This is a genomic window from Streptomyces sp. NPDC093065, assembly GCF_044754585.1.
In the GTDB taxonomy this organism is placed as follows: Bacteria; Actinomycetota; Actinomycetes; order Streptomycetales; family Streptomycetaceae; genus Streptomyces.
Map to the genome: position 1 here is coordinate 218719 of NZ_JBIVPJ010000002.1, position 17748 is coordinate 236466.

General features: G+C 71.3%; 19 protein-coding genes and 3 tRNA genes. 17 read left to right on the plus strand and 5 right to left on the minus strand.

Annotated features, from left to right (window positions below; translation table 11 throughout):
• Positions 1-41 precede the first annotated feature (41 nt).
• Together ACIQFU_RS03825 and ACIQFU_RS03830 are read right to left on the minus strand one after the other, a co-directional pair.
• The gene (locus ACIQFU_RS03825) at positions 42-698 is read right to left on the minus strand and encodes an SDR family oxidoreductase (RefSeq protein WP_402548750.1); all 657 of its coding nucleotides are present in this window, start codon (positions 696-698) and stop codon (positions 42-44) included.
• Positions 699-842: 144 nt separating this feature from the next.
• Complete coding sequence (locus ACIQFU_RS03830) at positions 843-2165, minus strand: hydrolase (protein ID WP_402548752.1); 1323 nt, start codon at positions 2163-2165, stop codon at positions 843-845.
• A gap of 223 nt (positions 2166-2388) precedes the next feature.
• Here ACIQFU_RS03830 and ACIQFU_RS03835 point away from each other — a divergent pair.
• The 5 genes from ACIQFU_RS03835 to ACIQFU_RS03855 all read left to right on the plus strand — a co-directional run bounded on the left by ACIQFU_RS03835 (position 2389) and on the right by ACIQFU_RS03855 (position 3933).
• Positions 2389-2461 (plus strand) — tRNA-Thr (locus ACIQFU_RS03835).
• A 46-nt stretch (positions 2462-2507) separates the two neighbouring features.
• Positions 2508-2580 (plus strand) — tRNA-Met (locus ACIQFU_RS03840).
• A gap of 89 nt (positions 2581-2669) precedes the next feature.
• Positions 2670-2834, plus strand: coding sequence for a 50S ribosomal protein L33 (rpmG, locus tag ACIQFU_RS03845; RefSeq protein ID WP_003948671.1), 165 nt, complete (start codon positions 2670-2672; stop codon positions 2832-2834).
• 129 nt (positions 2835-2963) lie between these two features.
• A complete protein-coding gene (locus ACIQFU_RS03850) occupies positions 2964-3416 on the plus strand; it encodes a MaoC family dehydratase N-terminal domain-containing protein (RefSeq protein WP_402548753.1) in 453 nt (150 codons plus the stop codon).
• Between the two features lie 7 nt (positions 3417-3423).
• Positions 3424-3933 carry a MaoC family dehydratase gene (locus tag ACIQFU_RS03855; protein WP_402548755.1) on the plus strand — a complete coding sequence of 170 codons (510 nt, stop codon included), beginning with the start codon at positions 3424-3426 and terminating at the stop codon, positions 3931-3933.
• 105 nt (positions 3934-4038) lie between these two features.
• Here ACIQFU_RS03855 and ACIQFU_RS03860 read toward each other — a convergent pair whose 3' ends face one another.
• Complete coding sequence (locus ACIQFU_RS03860; RefSeq protein ID WP_402548757.1) at positions 4039-4872, minus strand: class I SAM-dependent methyltransferase; 834 nt, start codon at positions 4870-4872, stop codon at positions 4039-4041.
• A gap of 75 nt (positions 4873-4947) precedes the next feature.
• Between ACIQFU_RS03860 and ACIQFU_RS03865 the strand changes: the two genes are divergently transcribed.
• The 5 genes from ACIQFU_RS03865 to ACIQFU_RS03885 all read left to right on the plus strand — a co-directional run bounded on the left by ACIQFU_RS03865 (position 4948) and on the right by ACIQFU_RS03885 (position 9503).
• The gene (locus ACIQFU_RS03865) at positions 4948-5553 is read left to right on the plus strand and encodes a TetR/AcrR family transcriptional regulator (protein ID WP_402548759.1); all 606 of its coding nucleotides are present in this window, start codon (positions 4948-4950) and stop codon (positions 5551-5553) included.
• A gap of 69 nt (positions 5554-5622) precedes the next feature.
• Positions 5623-6201 (plus strand): TetR/AcrR family transcriptional regulator, encoded by a 579-nt coding sequence (locus ACIQFU_RS03870; RefSeq protein WP_402548760.1) that lies wholly within the window; start codon positions 5623-5625, stop codon positions 6199-6201.
• A gap of 114 nt (positions 6202-6315) precedes the next feature.
• On the plus strand, positions 6316-7797 hold the full coding sequence (locus ACIQFU_RS03875) for an MFS transporter (protein ID WP_402548761.1): 1482 nt from the start codon (positions 6316-6318) through the stop codon (positions 7795-7797).
• Positions 7798-7938: 141 nt separating this feature from the next.
• Positions 7939-8319 carry a DUF3291 domain-containing protein gene (locus ACIQFU_RS03880; RefSeq protein ID WP_402548763.1) on the plus strand — a complete coding sequence of 127 codons (381 nt, stop codon included), beginning with the start codon at positions 7939-7941 and terminating at the stop codon, positions 8317-8319.
• A gap of 128 nt (positions 8320-8447) precedes the next feature.
• Positions 8448-9503 (plus strand): UDP-N-acetylmuramate dehydrogenase, encoded by a 1056-nt coding sequence (locus ACIQFU_RS03885; RefSeq protein WP_402548765.1) that lies wholly within the window; start codon positions 8448-8450, stop codon positions 9501-9503.
• 419 nt (positions 9504-9922) lie between these two features.
• Here the strand turns inward: ACIQFU_RS03885 and ACIQFU_RS03890 are convergent, their stop codons facing one another.
• Together ACIQFU_RS03890 and ACIQFU_RS03895 are read right to left on the minus strand one after the other, a co-directional pair.
• A complete protein-coding gene (locus ACIQFU_RS03890; protein WP_402548766.1) occupies positions 9923-10987 on the minus strand; it encodes an adenosine deaminase in 1065 nt (354 codons plus the stop codon).
• A 124-nt stretch (positions 10988-11111) separates the two neighbouring features.
• Entirely contained in the window at positions 11112-12338 is a 1227-nt protein-coding gene (locus ACIQFU_RS03895; protein ID WP_402548768.1) for a pyridoxal phosphate-dependent aminotransferase, read from the minus strand.
• Between the two features lie 239 nt (positions 12339-12577).
• Here ACIQFU_RS03895 and ACIQFU_RS03900 point away from each other — a divergent pair.
• The 7 genes from ACIQFU_RS03900 (at position 12578) to ACIQFU_RS03930 (ending at position 17450) form a co-directional block, all read left to right on the plus strand.
• A tRNA-Trp gene (locus ACIQFU_RS03900) sits at positions 12578-12650 on the plus strand.
• A 108-nt stretch (positions 12651-12758) separates the two neighbouring features.
• Positions 12759-13046 carry a preprotein translocase subunit SecE gene (secE, locus tag ACIQFU_RS03905; RefSeq protein ID WP_007443916.1) on the plus strand — a complete coding sequence of 96 codons (288 nt, stop codon included), beginning with the start codon at positions 12759-12761 and terminating at the stop codon, positions 13044-13046.
• An 80-nt stretch (positions 13047-13126) separates the two neighbouring features.
• Positions 13127-13999 carry a transcription termination/antitermination protein NusG gene (gene nusG, locus ACIQFU_RS03910; protein ID WP_402548771.1) on the plus strand — a complete coding sequence of 291 codons (873 nt, stop codon included), beginning with the start codon at positions 13127-13129 and terminating at the stop codon, positions 13997-13999.
• Positions 14000-14179: 180 nt separating this feature from the next.
• Positions 14180-14614 (plus strand): 50S ribosomal protein L11, encoded by a 435-nt coding sequence (gene rplK, locus ACIQFU_RS03915; protein WP_003974315.1) that lies wholly within the window; start codon positions 14180-14182, stop codon positions 14612-14614.
• A 77-nt stretch (positions 14615-14691) separates the two neighbouring features.
• Positions 14692-15417, plus strand: coding sequence for a 50S ribosomal protein L1 (gene rplA, locus ACIQFU_RS03920; protein WP_402548773.1), 726 nt, complete (start codon positions 14692-14694; stop codon positions 15415-15417).
• 159 nt (positions 15418-15576) lie between these two features.
• Positions 15577-16419, plus strand: coding sequence for a hypothetical protein (locus ACIQFU_RS03925; RefSeq protein ID WP_402548775.1), 843 nt, complete (start codon positions 15577-15579; stop codon positions 16417-16419).
• A gap of 182 nt (positions 16420-16601) precedes the next feature.
• Entirely contained in the window at positions 16602-17450 is an 849-nt protein-coding gene (locus ACIQFU_RS03930; protein ID WP_402548777.1) for a DUF1396 domain-containing protein, read from the plus strand.
• Positions 17451-17748: the final 298 nt, after the last annotated feature.

A 17748-nucleotide genomic window follows, 5' to 3' on the forward strand; every position in this document is an offset into this window, starting at 1 on the left:
GGACGCCAGCAGCCCCGCGCCCGCGGGCGTCGCGCCGTGCCTCAGTTCCCGGCCACCGACTTCACCGCCACCGACACGGGCGCCGAGCCGCTGATCAGCTCCAGGGTCAGGCCGTTCGTGGCCGGGGTGTCGACCAGTTCCGCGAGCACCGCTGCGACGTCGTCGCGCGGGACCGGGCCGCGGCCGGTGTGCGCCTCCAGACGTACGAGGCCCGTGCCCGCGTCGTCCGTCAGGGCGCCGGGGCGCAGGATCGTCCAGTCCAAGGCGTCCAGTGAGCTGACGTACGCGTCGGCCTCGCCCTTGGCGCGGAGGTAGACGTCGAAGATCTCGTCGCCCTGGTGCCGGGGGTCGGCGCCCATGGACGACACGACCAGGAAGCGCCGCACGCCCGCCCGGACCGCCGCGTCGGCGAAGAGGACCGCCGCCGCCTTGTCCACCGTGTCCTTGCGGGCCGCCCCGCTGCCGGGGCCGGCGCCCGCCGCGAAGACCACCGCGTCCGCGCCCCGCAGCCGCTCCGCCACTTCGCCGACCGAGGCCGACTCCAGGTCCAGCACGACCGGTTCGGCCCCCGCCGCACGCAGATCGTCGGCCTGCTCCGCCTTGCGGACGATGCCCGCCACCTCGTCCCCGCGCGCGGCGAGCAACCGCTCCAGCCGCAGCGCGATCTGACCATGACCACCAGCGATGACAATGCGCATGTCTTCGACCGTACGCCCCGACGACCGCCCCCGCCGCACGACTTCGCCGCCCCGCCCCACGACTTCGCCGCCCGGCGCCGCGCGTGATCGCCGCCCGCCGCCCCGGTCCGCCGCCCCGGTTCGTCCCCGACTCTCGTCAGGTTCTCAGGCCATGTCCCCACGTCCGTCGGGCCCGCCGTGCCCGTCCCGTCCTCCGCGCCCGCCACGCCCCTGCCGCGGCAGCCCCAGGTCGGACGCGGCGGAGGAGTCGCCGTACTCCCGTACCGCGCTGGTCCGCGCCACCACGCGCCCCCGGTGCACCACGATCCGGCTGTACGCCAGCGACAGCGCCCCCGCCAGCCGGTCCCCGCGTACGGCGAGGAGTTCGGCCGGGAAGCCCGCCTCCACCCGTACCTCGGGCAGCCCGAGGGCCGACCGAGCCGCCGCGCCGACCGCGTCGTACGCCTCCTCGGGGCGCAGTCCGTGCCGCGAGGCCAGCAGGTGGGCGGCCTCCAGGGGGTCGCCCCGCCCGACCGGGTTGGACACGTCCCGCAGTGCGCCGCTCCCGGCGGTGACCCGTACCCCGGCCGCCCGCAGCAGCCGTACGGGAGCCGTGCCGTCGGGGTGGTCCGAGGCCCCGCAGGCGCCCTGCGGCAGGCAGACCACCGTCACTCCGGCCGCCGCGAGCTGGTCCGCGGCCCGGGAGACCACCTCGGCGGGGAGCCGGCCCAGGCCGTCGCAGGGACCGACGGCCACGCCGGGGCGCAGCCCTCCCGCCATGGCCGCCAGGCGTGCCAGCCGCGCCGGATCGGCGGCGTCGGTGTGCAGGTCGACCGGGCAGCCGTGCTCGGCGGCGACCTCCAGGACGGCCTCCACGTACCCGGTCGGGTCGGGGTCCAGGTCCGGGCACCCGCCCACCACGTCCGCGCCCATCTTGACCGCGTCACGCAGCATCGCCAGGCCGTCGGCACCGGCCACCCCGGTGAGCACCCTCGGCATCGCCACCGCGGTCAGTTCGGCGAGCCCGCGCAGCGAGCGCCGGGTCCGCAGTACGGCGGTCAGCGCGCCGAGGCCCGCGACGTCGCCCACCCGCACGTGTGCCCGCAGCGCGGTGGCGCCGTGTCCCAGCTGGAGCAGGGCCGCCTCGGTGGCCCGGCGCTGGACGTCCTCGGGATCGTAGGACACGGGGCCGGGGACGTCGGCCGTGAGCGCCGTGTCGGCGTGGACGTGCGGATCGGCGGGGGCGGGGAGCAGCAGGTAGCCGTCCAGGTCCAGGTGACCGCCCCTGTCCAGCCGGCCGTCGGGGCCGGGTACGCGTCGCGGGGTCAGGCTGCCGGCCGTGCCGACCGCCTCGATGCGCCCGCCGTGGAGCCGTACGTCCACGGTCCGGCCGTCGGTGAGCCGAGCCCCGGAGAGCAGGAGCGAGCCGCGGTCGGCGGGGCCCGAGGGGGAGGGCGAGTGGGGCTGCTGCGGCTGGCTGTCGGGCATCGCGCTCCTCTGGGCTAGGGGCTGCGCAGTGGGGGACGCATGATCACGCAGAGTGAGTCGAGCCTAGGACGGTGATCAGTCCGTGGCGCGGAGGAGCGCAATAGTCGTACCGGTGCCGTCCGCGCGCCCGGGATCGCCCCGCAGCGGGTGGGACGGGACGGGGCAGGGTCGGCGAAACGGATTTGGGCGAACGGCGGGCGACCGTGTAATGTCTTCATCGCTCGCCCCAATAGCTCAGTCGGCAGAGCGTCTCCATGGTAAGGAGAAGGTCAACGGTTCGATTCCGTTTTGGGGCTCTGGTGTGAAAGGTTCCCGTCGCGAGGCGGGGTCCGATCGCATCACAGCGGTGTAGCTCAGTCGGTAGAGCAAGCGGCTCATAATCGCTGTGTCACCGGTTCAAGTCCGGTCACCGCTACTCTCAGTAGCCGATTGCGGGGTCGGTCCTTCAATCGGCTACTCTTTCCTGCGTTAATACCATCAATCCGTTCGTCAAGGAGCACTCACGTGGCTGCCACCGACGTCCGCCCGAAGATCACGCTGGCCTGCGTGGAGTGCAAGGAGCGGAACTACATCACCAAGAAGAACCGGCGTAACAACCCGGACCGACTGGAGATGAAGAAGCACTGCCCGCGTTGCAACGCGCACACCGCGCACCGCGAGACGCGATAAATCAGGCTCGTACACGAGGCCGTCCCCGAAGCTTGGGGGCGGCCTCGTGTCGTTGTGCAGGCAGGCACTCGTCGGCACAGCCGCTCGTTGTCACAGATACGAAGAGCAGCAGCAGGAGGTTGCGAGCCCATGGCGCTCGACCAGTCGTTCGTGGGGCGGAGTTATCCGCCGACCGCGCCCTATGAGGTGGGCCGGGAAAAGATCCGCGAGTTCGCGGAGGCGGTGGGGGACGCCAATCCGGCGTACACCGACGCGGAGGCGGCGAAGGCGCTCGGCCATCCGGATGTGATCGCTCCGCCGACCTTCGTGTTCTCGATCACGTTCAAGGCGGCCGGTCAGGTCGTCGAGGACCCGCAGCTCGGGCTGGACTACAGCCGGGTGGTGCACGGCGACCAGAAGTTCGCCTACGTCCGCCCGGTGCGGGCCGGTGACCGGCTCACCGTCACCTCGACCATCGAGGCGATCAAGTCGCTGGCCGGCAACGACATCCTGGACATCCGCGGCGAGGTCCACGACGAGGCCGGCGAACACGTCGTGACCGCCTGGACCAAGCTCGTGGCCCGCGCGGCCGAGGAGGCGTGAGCACCCCATGACGGATCCCATGACGGCCTCCGTGCCCGGTTCCGTGACCGACTCCGCGAACTCCGCGGCGAACTCCGTCGCGGCCCCTGCGGCGGTGAAGATCGCGTACAGCGACGTCGAGGTCGGGACCGAACTGCCCGCACGGAGCTTCCCCGTGGACCGCGCGGCGCTCGTGCGGTACGCGGGCGCCTCCGGCGACTTCAACCCGATCCACTGGAACGAGAAGTTCGCCAAGGAGGTGGGCCTGCCGGACGTCATCGCGCACGGCATGTTCACCATGGCCGAGGCCATCCGCGTCGTCACCGACTGGACCGGCGACCCGGGCGCGGTCGTGGAGTACGGCGTCCGCTTCACCCGCCCCGTCGTCGTCCCGAACGACGACCGGGGCGCCGTGATCGAGGTCAGCGGCAAGGTGGCGGCCAAGCTCGACGACAACACCGTCCGCGTCGACCTCACGGCCACCAGCGCCGGCCAGAAGGTCCTCGGCATGTCGAGGGCGGTCGTACGACTGGGCTGACGGGTCGGCCCCCCCGGGCCCGCAGCCGCTCCGGCCTGCCCTGACCGACTCGGCCGGGGCAGGCCGGACCCGGCCGGGGCAGACCAGTCCGTCCGGGGGAGCGGGTCAGTGGGTGCCGGCGCGTACCGCCGTGGTCGCCAGCGTCGTGTACTGCATCGTGAAGTGGCCGCCCAGAGCGTCGACGGCGCGGCCGACCGCGCTCAGTACGGCGGCCTGTTGATCGGGGCGGAGCCGGGTGAGGCCGCCGGTGGTGGGGAGCAGATCCAGCCACTGGTCGCGGGTGTACGACCGCTCCCAGTCGAATCGCCACTGCTCCGGTTCGTCGAACCGCCCGGACTCGCGGATGCGGTCGGCGAACTGCGCGTAGCCCGCCTGGTACATCTCGAGCGGACGTCGCGCCGGCTGATCGCTGAACGGAGATTCGGGTGCCGCCCGACGGTAGGCGGCCGCGAACGGCTCGGCCACCTCGGCCGGCGGTTCGAACACGTGCCCGAAGATCGCCAGGCGCCCGTCAGGTCGCAGCACCTGGGCCGCCTTCGCGTCACCGGCGGCCGGGTCCACCCAGTGCCACGACTGGGCGGCGATCACCGCGTCGAAGGCTCGGCCGCCCGGCTCCCAGGCCTCGAAGGCCGCCACCTCGACCGGCAGCCCGCGGGCCCGGGCGAAGCCGGCCATCCGCGCGTCCGGCTCCACACCGAGCACGGCGCAACCGGCGGCCTGGAACTGGCGGGCCGCGATGCCCGTGCCGCAGCCGACGTCGAGGAAGTCGGACCCGGGGCTCCCCGCGACGACCCGCGTCACCAGGTCGTCGGGGTAGGCCGGTCGGGCCCGGTCGTAGCGCCGCGCGTCGGCGCCGAAGGACTCGGCCGTCCGCCGGGCCTGATGCGGTGACGTCGGTTCCGGCTGTTCGGGCTGTTCCGGCGAGGATAGAGTGGGCATGCGTTCACTTTAGTGGGCGAGTGCCCACAAGCCAATGGGCAGCCGATGAGCAAGCGTGTGAGAGAGGAACCGCAAGTGCCGACCGGAGTGCACCTTCGCGATGCGCGGCAGCAGCTGTTCGACGCCGCCGAACGCGTGCTCCTGCGCGACGGCCCGAACGGGCTGACCAGCCGGGCCGTCACGGACGAGGCGGGCTGCGCCAAAGGCGTCCTGCACCGGCACTTCACGGACTTCGACGCCTTTCTCGTCGAACTCGTGCTCGACCGGGCCGCGCAGCTCGACACGCAGGCGCTGGCGCTGAGGGAGGCCGTCGGTCACGGCACCGTGGCCGGCAATCTCACCGGCGCGCTGATCGCCCTGTTCGGGCCGGTCCCCGTGGCGATCATTCCGCTCGTCACCTTCCGGGACGAGCTGCGAGCGCGGCTGCGGCAGGCCGTGCCCGGTGGCGGCATCGCGATCCTCGCCCAAGTCACGGCCGCGGTCTCCGCCTACCTGTCCGAAGAGCGTGCGAGGGGTCGCATCTCGGCCGACGCCGACATCGACTCACTCACCCTCTCCCTCGTCGGCGGGGGTCATCTCCTGTTCGCGGACCGCGACCCGGGCCGTCCGCCGGCCGCGGCGGCCGTCGGCAAGCTGGTCGACACGGTGATCGCCGACGTCGTACAGCGGCGCCCGCGCTGACGCGTCGTCGCCCGCCGGGCGGACGTATCGCCCTTGACGTAGTTAGTGATTGAGTACTAACTTCCTCTCATGGTCAGGATGAGCGCAGAGGAACGGCGTGAAAGCGTCATCCGCGCGGCGACGAGCGAGTTCGCCCGTGGCGGCTATCACGGCACGTCCACGGAGGACATCGCCAAGCGCGTGGGTGTTTCGCAGCCGTACCTCTTCCGGCTCTTCCCGGGCAAGAAGGCGATCTTCCTCGCGGTGGCGGAACGCTGCCTCCGGGACACTCGCGAGGTCTTCGAGAAGGCGTCCGAGGGTCTGCGCGGCGAAGAAGCCCGGCACGCCATGGCCGAGGCCTACTCGCGGCTGATCGCGGACCACCCCGAGAAGCTCCAGATGCAGTTGCAGGTGTACGTCACCGTCGCCGCCGCCGAGGCGGCCGGGGACCACGAGTTCGGCGAGATGGTCCGCAAGGGCTGGCTCGAAATCCGGGACACCGTGCACCTGCCTCTGGGGGCCGACGTCGGCGAGACGACGACCTTCCTGGCGTACGGCATGCTGATCAACACCCTGGTCGGTATGGGGTTCCCGCCGGGGCACCGCGTCTACGGCGGCATCTACGAGTCGGGGCAGGCCAAGCCGGGCCAGGAAGACGCGGACACGTAGGAGAACGCGGGCGGCACGCGGAGCGGTGGCCGTCGGCCGCTTCCGCATGCCCCGCAAAGTTAGTCATCAATTACTAATTGAATCCACGTCGAGTGCACACCCTCTGGGGGAGAGATGTCACAGCACGGAGCACGTCAGAACGCACGGGGCGGGGGAGCGGTCTGGGCCCTCGTCATCACCAGCGTCGCCGGTTTCATGGCGGCCCTGGACAATCTCGTCGTCACCACCGCCCTGCCCTCCATCCGTGAAGACCTGGGCGGCGCGCTGCACGACCTGGAATGGACCGTGAGCGCCTACACGCTCACCTTCGCCGTCCTCCTGATGTTCGGTGCGGCCCTCGGTGACCGCTTCGGCCGCCGCAGGCTCTTCCTCGTCGGCCTCACCGTCTTCACCGGGGCCTCCGCGGCCGCGGCCCTGTCGCCCGGCATCGACTCGCTCATCGCCGCCCGAGCGGTGCAGGGCGTGGGCGCGGCGATCATGATGCCGCTGACGCTGACCCTGCTCACGGCCGCGGTACCCGCCGAACGCCGCGGAATGGCGTACGGCATCTGGGGTGCGGTCAACGGACTCGCCGTGGCCTCCGGGCCACTGGTCGGCGGCAGCCTCACCGAGCACATCTCGTGGCAGTTCATCTTCTGGCTGAACGTCCCGCTGGGCCTGGCCCTGCTGCCCCTCGCCCGCCTCCGCCTCGCCGAGTCGCACGGCACCGGCGCCCCGCTCGACATACCCGGCACCCTGCTCGCCAGCGGCGGACTCTTCGGCATCGTCTACGGCCTGGTCCGCGGACCCGTCGACGGCTGGACCGGCACCGTGGTGCTGACCGCTCTGTTCGCGGGGGCCGCGCTCCTCGTCGGCTTCGTCCTCTACAGCACCCGGGCCAAGAACCCGATGCTCCCCATGCGGCTGTTCCGCTCCCGTGCCTTCTCCGGCATCAACGCGGCGAGTCTGCTGATGTTCCTGGGGATGTTCGGCTCGATCTTCCTGCTCAGCCAGTACATGCAGGGCGTGCTCGGCTACTCGCCGACCGAGGCGGGCCTGCGCATGCTGCCCTGGACCGGCATGCCGATGCTGGTCGCGCCGATCGCCGGCATCCTCTCGGACCGGCTCGGAGGCCGCCCGGTCGTCGCGACCGGACTCTTCCTCCAGGCGGCCGGCCTCGGTTACCTGGCCTACGTGATCACGGCCGACGCCTCCTACGCCGTCCAGCTGCCCGGTCTGATCATCAGCGGGATCGGTATGGCCCTCTACTTCGCCCCCGCCTCCGCGCTGGTGATGTCCAGCGTCGCCGCGAAGGAGCAGGGCATCGCGTCCGGCGCCAACAACGCACTGCGCGAGGTGGGCGGCGCGCTCGGCATCGCGGTCATGTCGTCGATCTTCGCGGCGCAGGGCGGTTACGAGTCCGCGCAGTCCTTCGTCGACGGACTGCGGCCGGCGGTGGCGGTGGGCGCCGGGATGGTGGCCCTCGGCGGTGTCGCGGTCCTGCTGATCCCGGCCCGCCGGACCGGAGGCGCCGGCCCCGCGGCCGGACCGGACGCCGAGCCGGGCACCGTCCCGGTCCCCGAGCCTGAGCTCGCCACGGCGCCGTCCGCGCCCTGACCCAAGAACGCGCGACGCACGGCACGCAGCGCACGGCACGCAGCGCACGGCACGCAGTACACGCCACGACGCACACGGCACGAACCGCACGACACAGAACGCACAGGACACAGAACGCACACGACACGAGAGGAGTACGTCATGCCCTCCCTTCCCTGGACGGTGCCGAACCGGCCGCCGCGGGCCACCGAGGTCCACGTCTTCGCCTCCCGCTTCGAGACCCGCACCCTGTGGGGAGCGCTCAAGTTCCTCGCGCGCACGCCGGGCGTGTGGCGGCAGGTCAGGAGCGCCCCGGGAGCGTACGGCGCCTCCCTGAAGGCGGAACCGTTCAAGCGGACCTTCTGGACGCTCTCCGCCTGGGAGTCGCCCGAGGCCCTCAAGACCTTCGCCCGCTCCGGCACCCACGCGCCGGCCTCCCGCGGGCTGTCGGCGCAGATGAGGGGGTCGAAGTTCGCCTCCTGGCCGGCGTCGAGCGGCGAGCTTCCGGTTGACTGGGCGGAGGTCCGCAAACGCCTGGCATGAGGCGCATCCGGGCACCGGCCCGGCGTGCACCGGAGCACGCGCCCGGCAACGCCCCGGCCTCCGGTCCGGGGCGTTCCCGTGTTTCCCTCCGCCCCGGCCCGCCGGTGCCGTCTCGTAGTCTTGAGCGCGTGCAGGAACTCCACGACGCCCCCCTCGCCCCGCTGACCACCTTCCGCCTGGGCGGCCCCGCGACCCGGCTGGTCACGGCCACGACCGACGCCGAGGTGATCGCCGCCGTCCGCGAGGCCGACGACACCGGGACCCCGCTGCTGCTCATCGGCGGCGGATCCAACCTGGTCATCGGCGACAAGGGCTTCGACGGCACCGCCCTGCACATCGCCACGCGCGGCTTCCGCCTCGACGGCACGACGCTCGAGCTGGCGGCCGGCGAGATCTGGACCGACGCGGTCGCCCGTACCGTCGAGGCGGGCCTTGCGGGCGTCGAGTGCCTGGCCGGCATCCCCGGCTCGGCCGGCGCGACCCCGATCCAGAACGTCGGCGCGTACGGCCAGGAGGTGTCCGCCACGATCACCGAGGTCACCGCCTACGACCGCAGGAGCCGCGAGACGGTCGCCCTCTCGGGCGCCGACTGCGCCTTCTCCTACCGCCACAGCCGCTTCAAGGCCGAGCCCGACCGGTACGTCGTCCTGCGTGTCCGCTTCGAGCTGGAGGACGCCGGAGGTCTCTCCGCGCCGCTGCGCTACGCCGAGACGGCCCGGGCCCTCGGTGTCGAGGCGGGCGACCGGGTGCCGCTGACGGCCGCCCGGGAGACGGTGCTGAAGCTGCGCTCGGGGAAGGGCATGGTGCTGGACCCCGAGGACCACGACACCTGGTCGGCCGGGTCGTTCTTCACCAACCCGGTCCTCACGGACGTGGAGTTCGCCGCGTTCCGCTCACGCGTCGCCGAGTGCCTCGGCGACGCCGTCGAGCCGCCCGCCTTCCCGGCCGGGGAGGGCCGACTCAAGACCTCGGCGGCCTGGCTGATCGACAAGGCGGGCTTCACCAAGGGCTACGGCACCGGTCCCGCCCGTATCTCCACCAAGCACACCCTCGCCCTCACCAACCGCGGTGGGGCGACCACCGAGGACCTGCTCGCGCTCGCCCGCGAGGTCGTCGCCGGGGTCCACGAGGCGTTCGGCGTCACCCTGGTCAACGAACCGGTGACGGTGGGCGTCGCCCTCTAGCGGGGGCCGGCGCGGGGGTGGGGTGCGCGGCCCGGCGCTGACGGGGTGCCGCTGCGCCCACCCTCCCCCACTCTCGGCTTCGCTAGAGCGGGGGCCCCATCGCCCCAGCGGCACGACCGCCCGCAGCCACGGCGGTGTGGTGGCGGGCCGCAGCGACGGCGGCGTGGCGGCTGCCCGCAGCTGGGGCGACGCGGCGGGAGAGGCGCGTACGGCGGGAAGGGGGCGGGTCGGGGGTGTCCCGCCCGCAGCGGTTGGCGCGTCGACGGAGTCCACTTCTGTGGTCGACCGATTCCGCGCCGTTCCGAGGACGGACACCCCCCGACCCGGCCCCGGCCCCGGCCCACCCACCGAACCCAGGGCGCTACGCGCACCCCCGCCGAACCCGCACAGGCGCCGCAGGCATCCCGCACCCGCACCACCTACACCGCAAGCCAGTCGTCCACCCCCGCCAGCAGCTTGCCCTTCGTCTCCTCCGGCGCCGCGGATCCCCGCACCGACTGCCGTGCCAGTTCCGCCAGCTCCGCGTCCGTGAACCCGTGGTGCTCGCGCGCGATCTCGTACTGGGCGGCCAGCCGCGCCCCGAACAGCAGCGGGTCGTCCGCGCCCAGCGCCATCGGCACGCCCGCCTCGAAGAGCCTGCGCAGCGGCACGTCCTCCGGCTTCTCGTACACGCCCAGCGCGACGTTCGACGACGGGCACACCTCGCACGTCACCTGCCGGTCCGCCAGCCGCTTCAGCAGCCGGGGATCCTCCGCCGCCCGCACGCCGTGCCCGATCCGGTCGGCCTCCAGGTCGTCCAGGCAGTCCCGCACCGACGCGGGACCGGTCAGCTCACCCCCGTGCGGCGCGGACAGCAGCCCCCCGTCCCGCGCGATAGCGAACGCCCGGTCGAAGTCGCGGGCCATCCCGCGCCGTTCGTCGTTCGACAGCCCGAAGCCGACCACGCCCCGCTCCGCGTACCGCACGGCCAGCCGCGCCAGCGTCCGCGCGTCCAGCGGATGCTTCATCCGGTTCGCGGCCACCAGCAGGCGCATCCCGATCCCGGTGTCCCGCACGGTCGTCTCCACCGCGTCCAGGATGATCTCCAGCGCCGGAATCAGCCCGCCCAGCCGCGGCGCGTACGAGGTCGGGTCGACCTGGATCTCCAGCCACCCCGACCCGTCCTTCAGGTCCTCCTCCGCGGCCTCCCGCACCAGCCGCTGGATGTCCTCCGGGGTCTGCAGGCACGACCGCGCCGCGTCGTACAGCCGCTGGAAGCGGAACCAGCCCCGCTCGTCCGTCGCCCGCAGCTTCGGCGACTCCCCGCGGCCCAGCGCCTCGGTCAGCGTCTCGGGCAGCCGCACCCCGTGCCTGTCGGCCAGTTCCAGCAGGGTGGTGGGCCGCATCGACCCGGTGAAGTGCAGGTGGAGATGGGCCTTGGGCAGTTCAGAGACATCACGTACACGCGGGGGGTTCGGGGGGTGTCCCCCTGAAGAGCACTGCATTCCGTGATCCTGCCGCACGACACGCCCGGCCGGACAGCACTTTCCCCGTACGTGGTCTTGCTCGCACAAACAAACAGGGCCACCCCTCAACGTCGAGGGGTGGCCCCGCGGGACAACGGGACGGTCAGTCCCGCGCCTCCGCCAGCAGCTTCTGGATCCGGCTCACGCCCTCGACGAGGTCCTCGTCCCCGAGCGCGTACGACAGCCGCAGATACCCCGGCGTGCCGAACGCCTCACCCGGCACCACCGCGACCTCGGCCTCCTCCAGGACGAGCGCGGCCAGCTCGACCGAGTCCTGCGGACGCCTGCCGCGGATCTCCTTGCCGAGCAGCGCCTTCACCGACGGGTAGGCGTAGAACGCGCCCTCGGGCTCCGGGCACAGCACGCCGTCGATCTCGTTGAGCATCCGCACGATGGTCTGGCGGCGGCGGTCGAAGGCCTCCCGCATCTTCGCCACGGCGTCCAGGTCGCCGGAGACCGCGGCCAGCGCCGCCGCCTGGGACACGTTGGCGACGTTGGACGTGGCGTGCGACTGGAGGTTGGTCGCGGCCTTGACGACGTCCTTCGGGCCGATGACCCAGCCGACCCGCCAGCCGGTCATCGCGTACGTCTTCGCCACGCCGTTGACCACGACGCACTTGTCGCGCAGCTCGGGCAGCAGCGCGGGCAGGGACACGGAGACGGCGTCGCCGTACACCAGGTGCTCGTAGATCTCGTCGGTCAGCACCCACAGTCCGTGCTCGACGGCCCAGCGGCCGATCGCCTCGGTCTCGGCCTCGCTGTACACGGCACCCGTCGGGTTCGACGGCGACACGAAGAGGACGACCTTGGTCTTCTCGGTGCGCGCGGCCTCCAGCTGCTCCACCGTCACCCGGTAGCCGGTCGTCTCGTCGGCGACCACCTCGACGGGGACACCGCCGGCCAGCCGGATCGACTCGGGGTACGTGGTCCAGTACGGCGCCGGGACGATGACCTCGTCGCCCGGGTCGAGGATTGCGGCGAACGCCTCGTAGATCGCCTGCTTGCCGCCGTTGGTGACGAGGATCTGCGACGGGTCGACCTCGTAGCCGGAGTCGCGCAGCGTCTTCGCGGCGATGGCGGCCTTCAGCTCGGGCAGCCCGCCGGCCGGCGTGTAGCGGTGGAACTTCGGGTTCTTGCACGCCTCGACGGCGGCCTCGACGATGTAGTCCGGCGTCGGGAAGTCGGGCTCACCCGCGCCGAAGCCGATCACGGGACGCCCGGCGGCCTTGAGGGCCTTGGCCTTGGCGTCCACGGCGAGGGTCGCGGACTCGGAGATCGCGCCGACTCGGGCGGAGACCCGGCGCTCGGTGGGAGGGGTTGCAGCGCTCATGGCCCCATCGTTCCAGACCGGAAACCTCCCGGGCACAGGGGTTTCACGGACTGAACCGGACCGGTCCAGGACCTGAACGCCAGTCCGGTCTGCGGCCTGAACATCAGTCCGGACACGCTTTCTGTTCGACGCCCGGCCCCCGAGCACGTACACTCTCACCTCGTTGGCCTTCAGCGGCCCGCGATCACCCGGTGCACACCAAGCATCCGGGCGAATGCGGTACGTTGGGGGACGAACAAAGGGTCGTAGCTCAATTGGTAGAGCACTGGTCTCCAAAACCAGCGGTTGGGGGTTCAAGTCCCTCCGGCCCTGCTACACACACCATCGCCAGGATGTGTGCGCATGTACGTACAGCAATGCACCGCCGTGCGGCTCCAACCGGGCGCGGCGCGGCCACGACCCGGAATCAGGTGAGGACGAGTGACGGACGCCGTGGGCTCCATCGACATGCCTGATGCCCAGGACGAGGCGCCGGACTCCAAGAAGAAGTCCCGCAAGGGCGGCAAGCGAGGCAAGAAGGGCCCGCTGAAGCGACTCGCGCTCTTCTACCGCCAGATCGTCGCGGAACTGCGCAAGGTCGTCTGGCCCAGCCGCAACCAGCTGACGACGTACACCACCGTGGTGATCATCTTCGTGGTCATCATGATCGGCCTGGTGACTCTGATTGACTATGGCTTCTCTCACGCCGCCAAGTACGTCTTCGGCTGAGTCGAGAGCGAAGGGCGCCGAGGTACCCGGCGCCCCTTTCGCGTGTTCCACCCCTATGTATCCAGGAAGAAGCAGCCACAGTGTCTGACCCGAACGTGAACGACGCCATCGAGCCGGTCGAGTCCGTCGAGGACGAGCTCGGCACCGTCGAGGGCGCCGACAACGAGGACACCGAGGCCTCCGCCGAGGCCGAGGCTGCCGACGACACCGTCGTCGCGGAGGCGGACGAGACGGTCGCGGACGAGACCGTCGCGGACGAGACCGCCGAGACGGCCGGTGAAGCCGAGACCGACGCCGAAGCCGGTGAGGCCGAGGCCGAGGCGGACGAGCCCGACGTCGACCCGATCGAGAAGCTCCGCCAGGAGCTGCGCGTCCTGCCCGGCGAGTGGTACGTCATCCACACCTACGCCGGTTACGAGAACCGCGTGAAGACCAACCTCGAGCAGCGCGCCGTCTCCCTCAACGTCGAGGACTACATCTTCCAGGCCGAGGTGCCGCAGGAAGAGGTCGTCCAGATCAAGAACGGCGACCGCAAGACGATCCGCCAGAACAAGCTCCCCGGCTACGTGCTGGTCCGCATGGACCTCACCAACGAGTCCTGGGGCGTCGTCCGCAACACCCCCGGCGTCACCGGCTTCGTCGGCAACGCCTACGACCCGTACCCGCTGACGCTGGACGAGATCGTCAAGATGCTCGCCCCGGAGGCCGAGGAGAAGGCCGCCCGCGAGGCCGCCGAGGCCGAGGGCAAGCCGGCTCCGCAGCGCAAGGTCGAGGTCCAGGTGCTGGACTTCGAGGTCGGCGACTCGGTCACCGTCACCGACGGCCCCTTCGCCACCCTCCAGGCCACGATCAACGAGATCAACGCCGACTCGAAGAAGGTCAAGGGCCTCGTCGAGATCTTCGGCCGCGAGACCCCGGTCGAGCTGAGCTTCGACCAGATCCAGAAGAACTAGTACCTCACCGGTACTTCTCTGGACGTACTGCTTCCGACCAGGTCAGGCGACCGCTCGCGCGGCGTCTGACCTGGTCGGTTTTTGGCCGCGCATCCATACCCGTTATCGTTGTGCGGTATGCCTGTGTCCGGGTAGCTCCCGAACGCGGGCAGGACCCGAATCGAAAGGACCCGGAGAGCTATGCCTCCCAAGAAGAAGAAGGTCACGGGGCTCATCAAGCTCCAGATCCAGGCCGGTGCCGCGAACCCGGCTCCGCCGGTCGGCCCCGCGCTGGGTCAGCACGGCGTCAACATCATGGAGTTCTGCAAGGCCTACAACGCCGCGACCGAGTCGCAGCGCGGTTGGGTCATCCCGGTGGAGATCACGGTCTACGAGGACCGCTCCTTCACCTTCATCACCAAGACGCCGCCGGCCGCCAAGATGATCCTCAAGGCCGCGGGCGTGGAGAAGGGCTCCGGCGAGCCGCACAAGACCAAGGTCGCGAAGATCACGCGTGACCAGGTCCGTGAGATCGCCACCACCAAGATGCCCGACCTCAACGCCAACGACCTGGACCAGGCGGAGAAGATCATCGCCGGTACCGCCCGTTCCATGGGCGTCACGGTCGAGGGCTGAACCCCACCTTCCAGCAGCAGAAGTGGCGGGGCCTGCTCGGCCCGGACCACGACTCCTAAGAAGCCACAGGAGCAGTAGTGAGCAAGCGCAGCAAGTCTCTCCGCGCTGCGGACGCCAAGATCGACCGGGACAAGTTCTACGCCCCGCTCGAGGCCGTCCGCCTCGCCAAGGAGACCTCCACGAGCAAGTTCGACGGCACCGTCGAGGTTGCCTTCCGTCTGGGTGTCGACCCGCGCAAGGCCGACCAGATGGTCCGTGGCACCGTGAACCTCCCGCACGGCACCGGTAAGACCGCCCGGGTCCTGGTCTTCGCGACCGGTGACCGTGCCGAGGCCGCGCGTGCCGCGGGCGCCGACATCGTCGGCGCCGACGAGCTGATCGACGAGGTGTCGAAGGGGCGTCTGGACTTCGACGCCGTCGTCGCCACCCCGGACCTCATGGGCAAGGTCGGCCGCCTCGGCCGCGTGCTCGGTCCCCGTGGTCTCATGCCGAACCCCAAGACCGGCACCGTGACCCCGGACGTCGCCAAGGCTGTCAACGACATCAAGGGCGGCAAGATCGAGTTCCGCGTCGACAAGCACTCGAACCTGCACTTCATCATCGGCAAGACGTCGTTCGACGACACCAAGCTGGTGGAGAACTACGGCGCGGCGCTGGAGGAGATCCTCCGTCTGAAGCCGTCCGCCGCCAAGGGCCGCTACATCAAGAAGGCCGCCATCAGCACCACGATGGGTCCCGGCATTCCGCTCGACTCCAACCGCACCCGCAACCTCCTCGTCGAGGAGGACCCGGCCGCGGTCTGAGCGAGCAGCTCGCCCCACCGGTTCACGGGCCCCGCACCTTCCGAGGTGCGGGGCCCGTCCCTTTTGGCCCGTCCCCTTTTCCGGCGCCCTGCGTTAGCGTGCGGGCACCGGACCCGCGCATGGGGCGCAGGAGCCGTACGGGGCGCAAGGGGTGGGCGGATGACGGGCACGAAGGCACGCCGTACGGTCGTCTCGGTCGCGGTGTCGGCGGCACTGGCGTGCGGCACCGCGTGCACCTCCGGCGAAGCGCCCGCGTCTCCGTCGCCCGCCTCCGCTCCACCGGGCTCCGCCGCACCGTCGTCCCGGCCCCCGGCCCCCACCGGCCCCGCGGCGGACGCCCTGCGGTCGGTCGAGCGGGCCACCGGGCGGGCGGGGTCCGCGCGGGTGGAGTCCACGACCGTGATGGGCCGGGAGCTCTCCCTGGAGGCCGAGGGCGCTCTCGGCTGGCGCGACGACGGCCTCACCGGCACCCTGACGATCACCTACACGGGCGGCACGACCGCCGAGACCATGCGCCGCCTCGGCACCACCGCGATGGAGGCCCGGTACCTGCCCGACGCCTACTACGCCGAGATGGGCGACGAGTTCGCCGGCCGAGTGGGCGGCAGGCACTGGATCAAGTACGTGTACGAGGACCTGGAGGACCTCGGCGCCGGCGCGGGCGCCGGGTTCGCCGAGCAGATGCGCAACACCACGCCCAACCAGGCGGTGAAACTGCTGCTGTCGGCCCGGGACGCGCGCAAGGTGGGTGAGGAGACGACGCGCGGCCGGCGCACCACCCACTGGTCCGGCACGGTCGGCGGGGACGGCCCCCAGACCGTCGACATCTGGGTCGACGACCGGGACCTGCTGGTCAAGAAGGTCGAGCGGGGACACACGAAGACCGGGGAGCTGACCCAGACCGCCTACTACAGCGACTACGGCGTCAGGGTCTCGGCCGAACGCCCCCCGGCCGCGGACACGGCGGACTTCAAGGAGCTGCTGGCATCGCAGGCGCGGTAGCCCCCCCAGGACCGGGGCCGGTCCGGGCCGGGGAGAAATCACAAGATCGTTCGAACCGTTTCGGATACGCTCGCGTCCTTGTTGTGGAGAACTGCTGTGGAGCAGCGGTGCGTCTCCTGTGTCCCGCGCGCTCCCGTGTGCTCGTGCTCCGTGTGCTCCTTGAATCCCGTGGGGGGATACCGATGAAGACTTCCGTACGCGTGCCCGTGGGCGCCGGCCTCGCCGCACTGCTGCTCGCCGCCGGGGCGGTGGGCTGTGCCAAGGAGGACAAGGCCTCCGAGTCCCCGGCGATGACGCCCGCGGCCGCCGTCGCCGAGGCGGCGAAGAATTCCCAGGACATCGACTCCCTCCACTACCGCCTGACCGGCAAGGTCCCCGAGGAGGGCCGGGTCGAGGCGGAGGCGAAGATGCGGATCAAGCCGACGCTCGCGATGAGCATGAAGATGACGGCGCTCGACCAGGGTGCCGAGGGCACCGCGGAGATCCGGCTCGTCGACAAGGCCATGTACATCGGCGGCAGTCCCGAGGCGGCCAAGGAGCTGGACGGCAAGCGCTGGATCAAGTTCGACCTCTCCGGCACGGGCGCCGACGAGCAGCTGAACCAGCTGGGCGGCGCCTCCCAGGCCGACAAGAACCCGGCGACCGAGTCCACCTTCCTCACCGGGGCCAAGGACGTCGAGAAGGTCGGCACCGAGACCGTCGACGGTGTGAAGACCACCCACTACAAGGGCACCGTCACCCTGGCCGACCTGGAGAAGTCCATCGGTGACGAGGGCGAGGCCACCCGCGCGCAGCGCGAGAAGAGCCTTGAGCAGTACGAGAAGATGGGCGTCGACAAGCTCACCATGGACATGTGGGTCGACGGCGACGACCAGACCAAGCAGTTCCGCATGCGGGCCGACGCGGACAAGGGCCCGCTGGACATGACCTTCACCTTCCTCGGCGTCAACGAGCCGGTGGAGGTCACCGCCCCGCCGGCCGGGGAGGTCGCCGACCTGGCCGAGATGATGAAGGAGGCCCAGCAGGGCTGAGGCGCGGGGCGCCCGGCCCGTCCGGGTCGCCGGGGGGGGCGGATTTGCTTGACACTGCCCCGTTCACGTACGCTTCCACAGAAGCCAAAGACCGCTGGTCGTTGCCGTGTGTTCGAAAGAGGACACGGTGGCCGAAGGATCCGCTGAACTGCGGACGACCCGCGCAGGTGACTGTGGATGAGCTCCCGGAAGTCCCCGCCCCGTGCGGATGGCGAACGGTCGAGCCACGCCCCGTGCGCCTGCGCCGGGGCGTTTCGTTTTCCCCAGTCCTCCTTCGGGTCCGCGCGGTCCGAATCAC

Bases quoted from the DNA above. Each gene is read 5' to 3' on its own strand.
- ACIQFU_RS03825 (WP_402548750.1), bottom strand. From the start codon at position 698: ATGCGCATTGTCATCGCTGGTGGTCATGGTCAGATCGCGCTGCGGCTG.
- ACIQFU_RS03830 (WP_402548752.1), bottom strand. From the start codon at position 2,165: ATGCCCGACAGCCAGCCGCAGCAGCCCCACTCGCCCTCCCCCTCGGGC.
- ACIQFU_RS03850 (WP_402548753.1), top strand. From the start codon at position 2,964: ATGGCGCTCGACCAGTCGTTCGTGGGGCGGAGTTATCCGCCGACCGCG.
- ACIQFU_RS03855 (WP_402548755.1), top strand. From the start codon at position 3,424: ATGACGGATCCCATGACGGCCTCCGTGCCCGGTTCCGTGACCGACTCC.
- ACIQFU_RS03860 (WP_402548757.1), bottom strand. From the start codon at position 4,872: ATGCCCACTCTATCCTCGCCGGAACAGCCCGAACAGCCGGAACCGACG.
- ACIQFU_RS03870 (WP_402548760.1), top strand. From the start codon at position 5,623: ATGGTCAGGATGAGCGCAGAGGAACGGCGTGAAAGCGTCATCCGCGCG.
- ACIQFU_RS03875 (WP_402548761.1), top strand. From the start codon at position 6,316: ATGTCACAGCACGGAGCACGTCAGAACGCACGGGGCGGGGGAGCGGTC.
- ACIQFU_RS03880 (WP_402548763.1), top strand. From the start codon at position 7,939: ATGCCCTCCCTTCCCTGGACGGTGCCGAACCGGCCGCCGCGGGCCACC.
- ACIQFU_RS03890 (WP_402548766.1), bottom strand. From the start codon at position 10,987: ATGCAGTGCTCTTCAGGGGGACACCCCCCGAACCCCCCGCGTGTACGT.
- ACIQFU_RS03895 (WP_402548768.1), bottom strand. From the start codon at position 12,338: ATGAGCGCTGCAACCCCTCCCACCGAGCGCCGGGTCTCCGCCCGAGTC.
- rplK (WP_003974315.1), top strand. From the start codon at position 14,180: ATGCCTCCCAAGAAGAAGAAGGTCACGGGGCTCATCAAGCTCCAGATC.
- ACIQFU_RS03925 (WP_402548775.1), top strand. From the start codon at position 15,577: ATGACGGGCACGAAGGCACGCCGTACGGTCGTCTCGGTCGCGGTGTCG.
- ACIQFU_RS03930 (WP_402548777.1), top strand. From the start codon at position 16,602: ATGAAGACTTCCGTACGCGTGCCCGTGGGCGCCGGCCTCGCCGCACTG.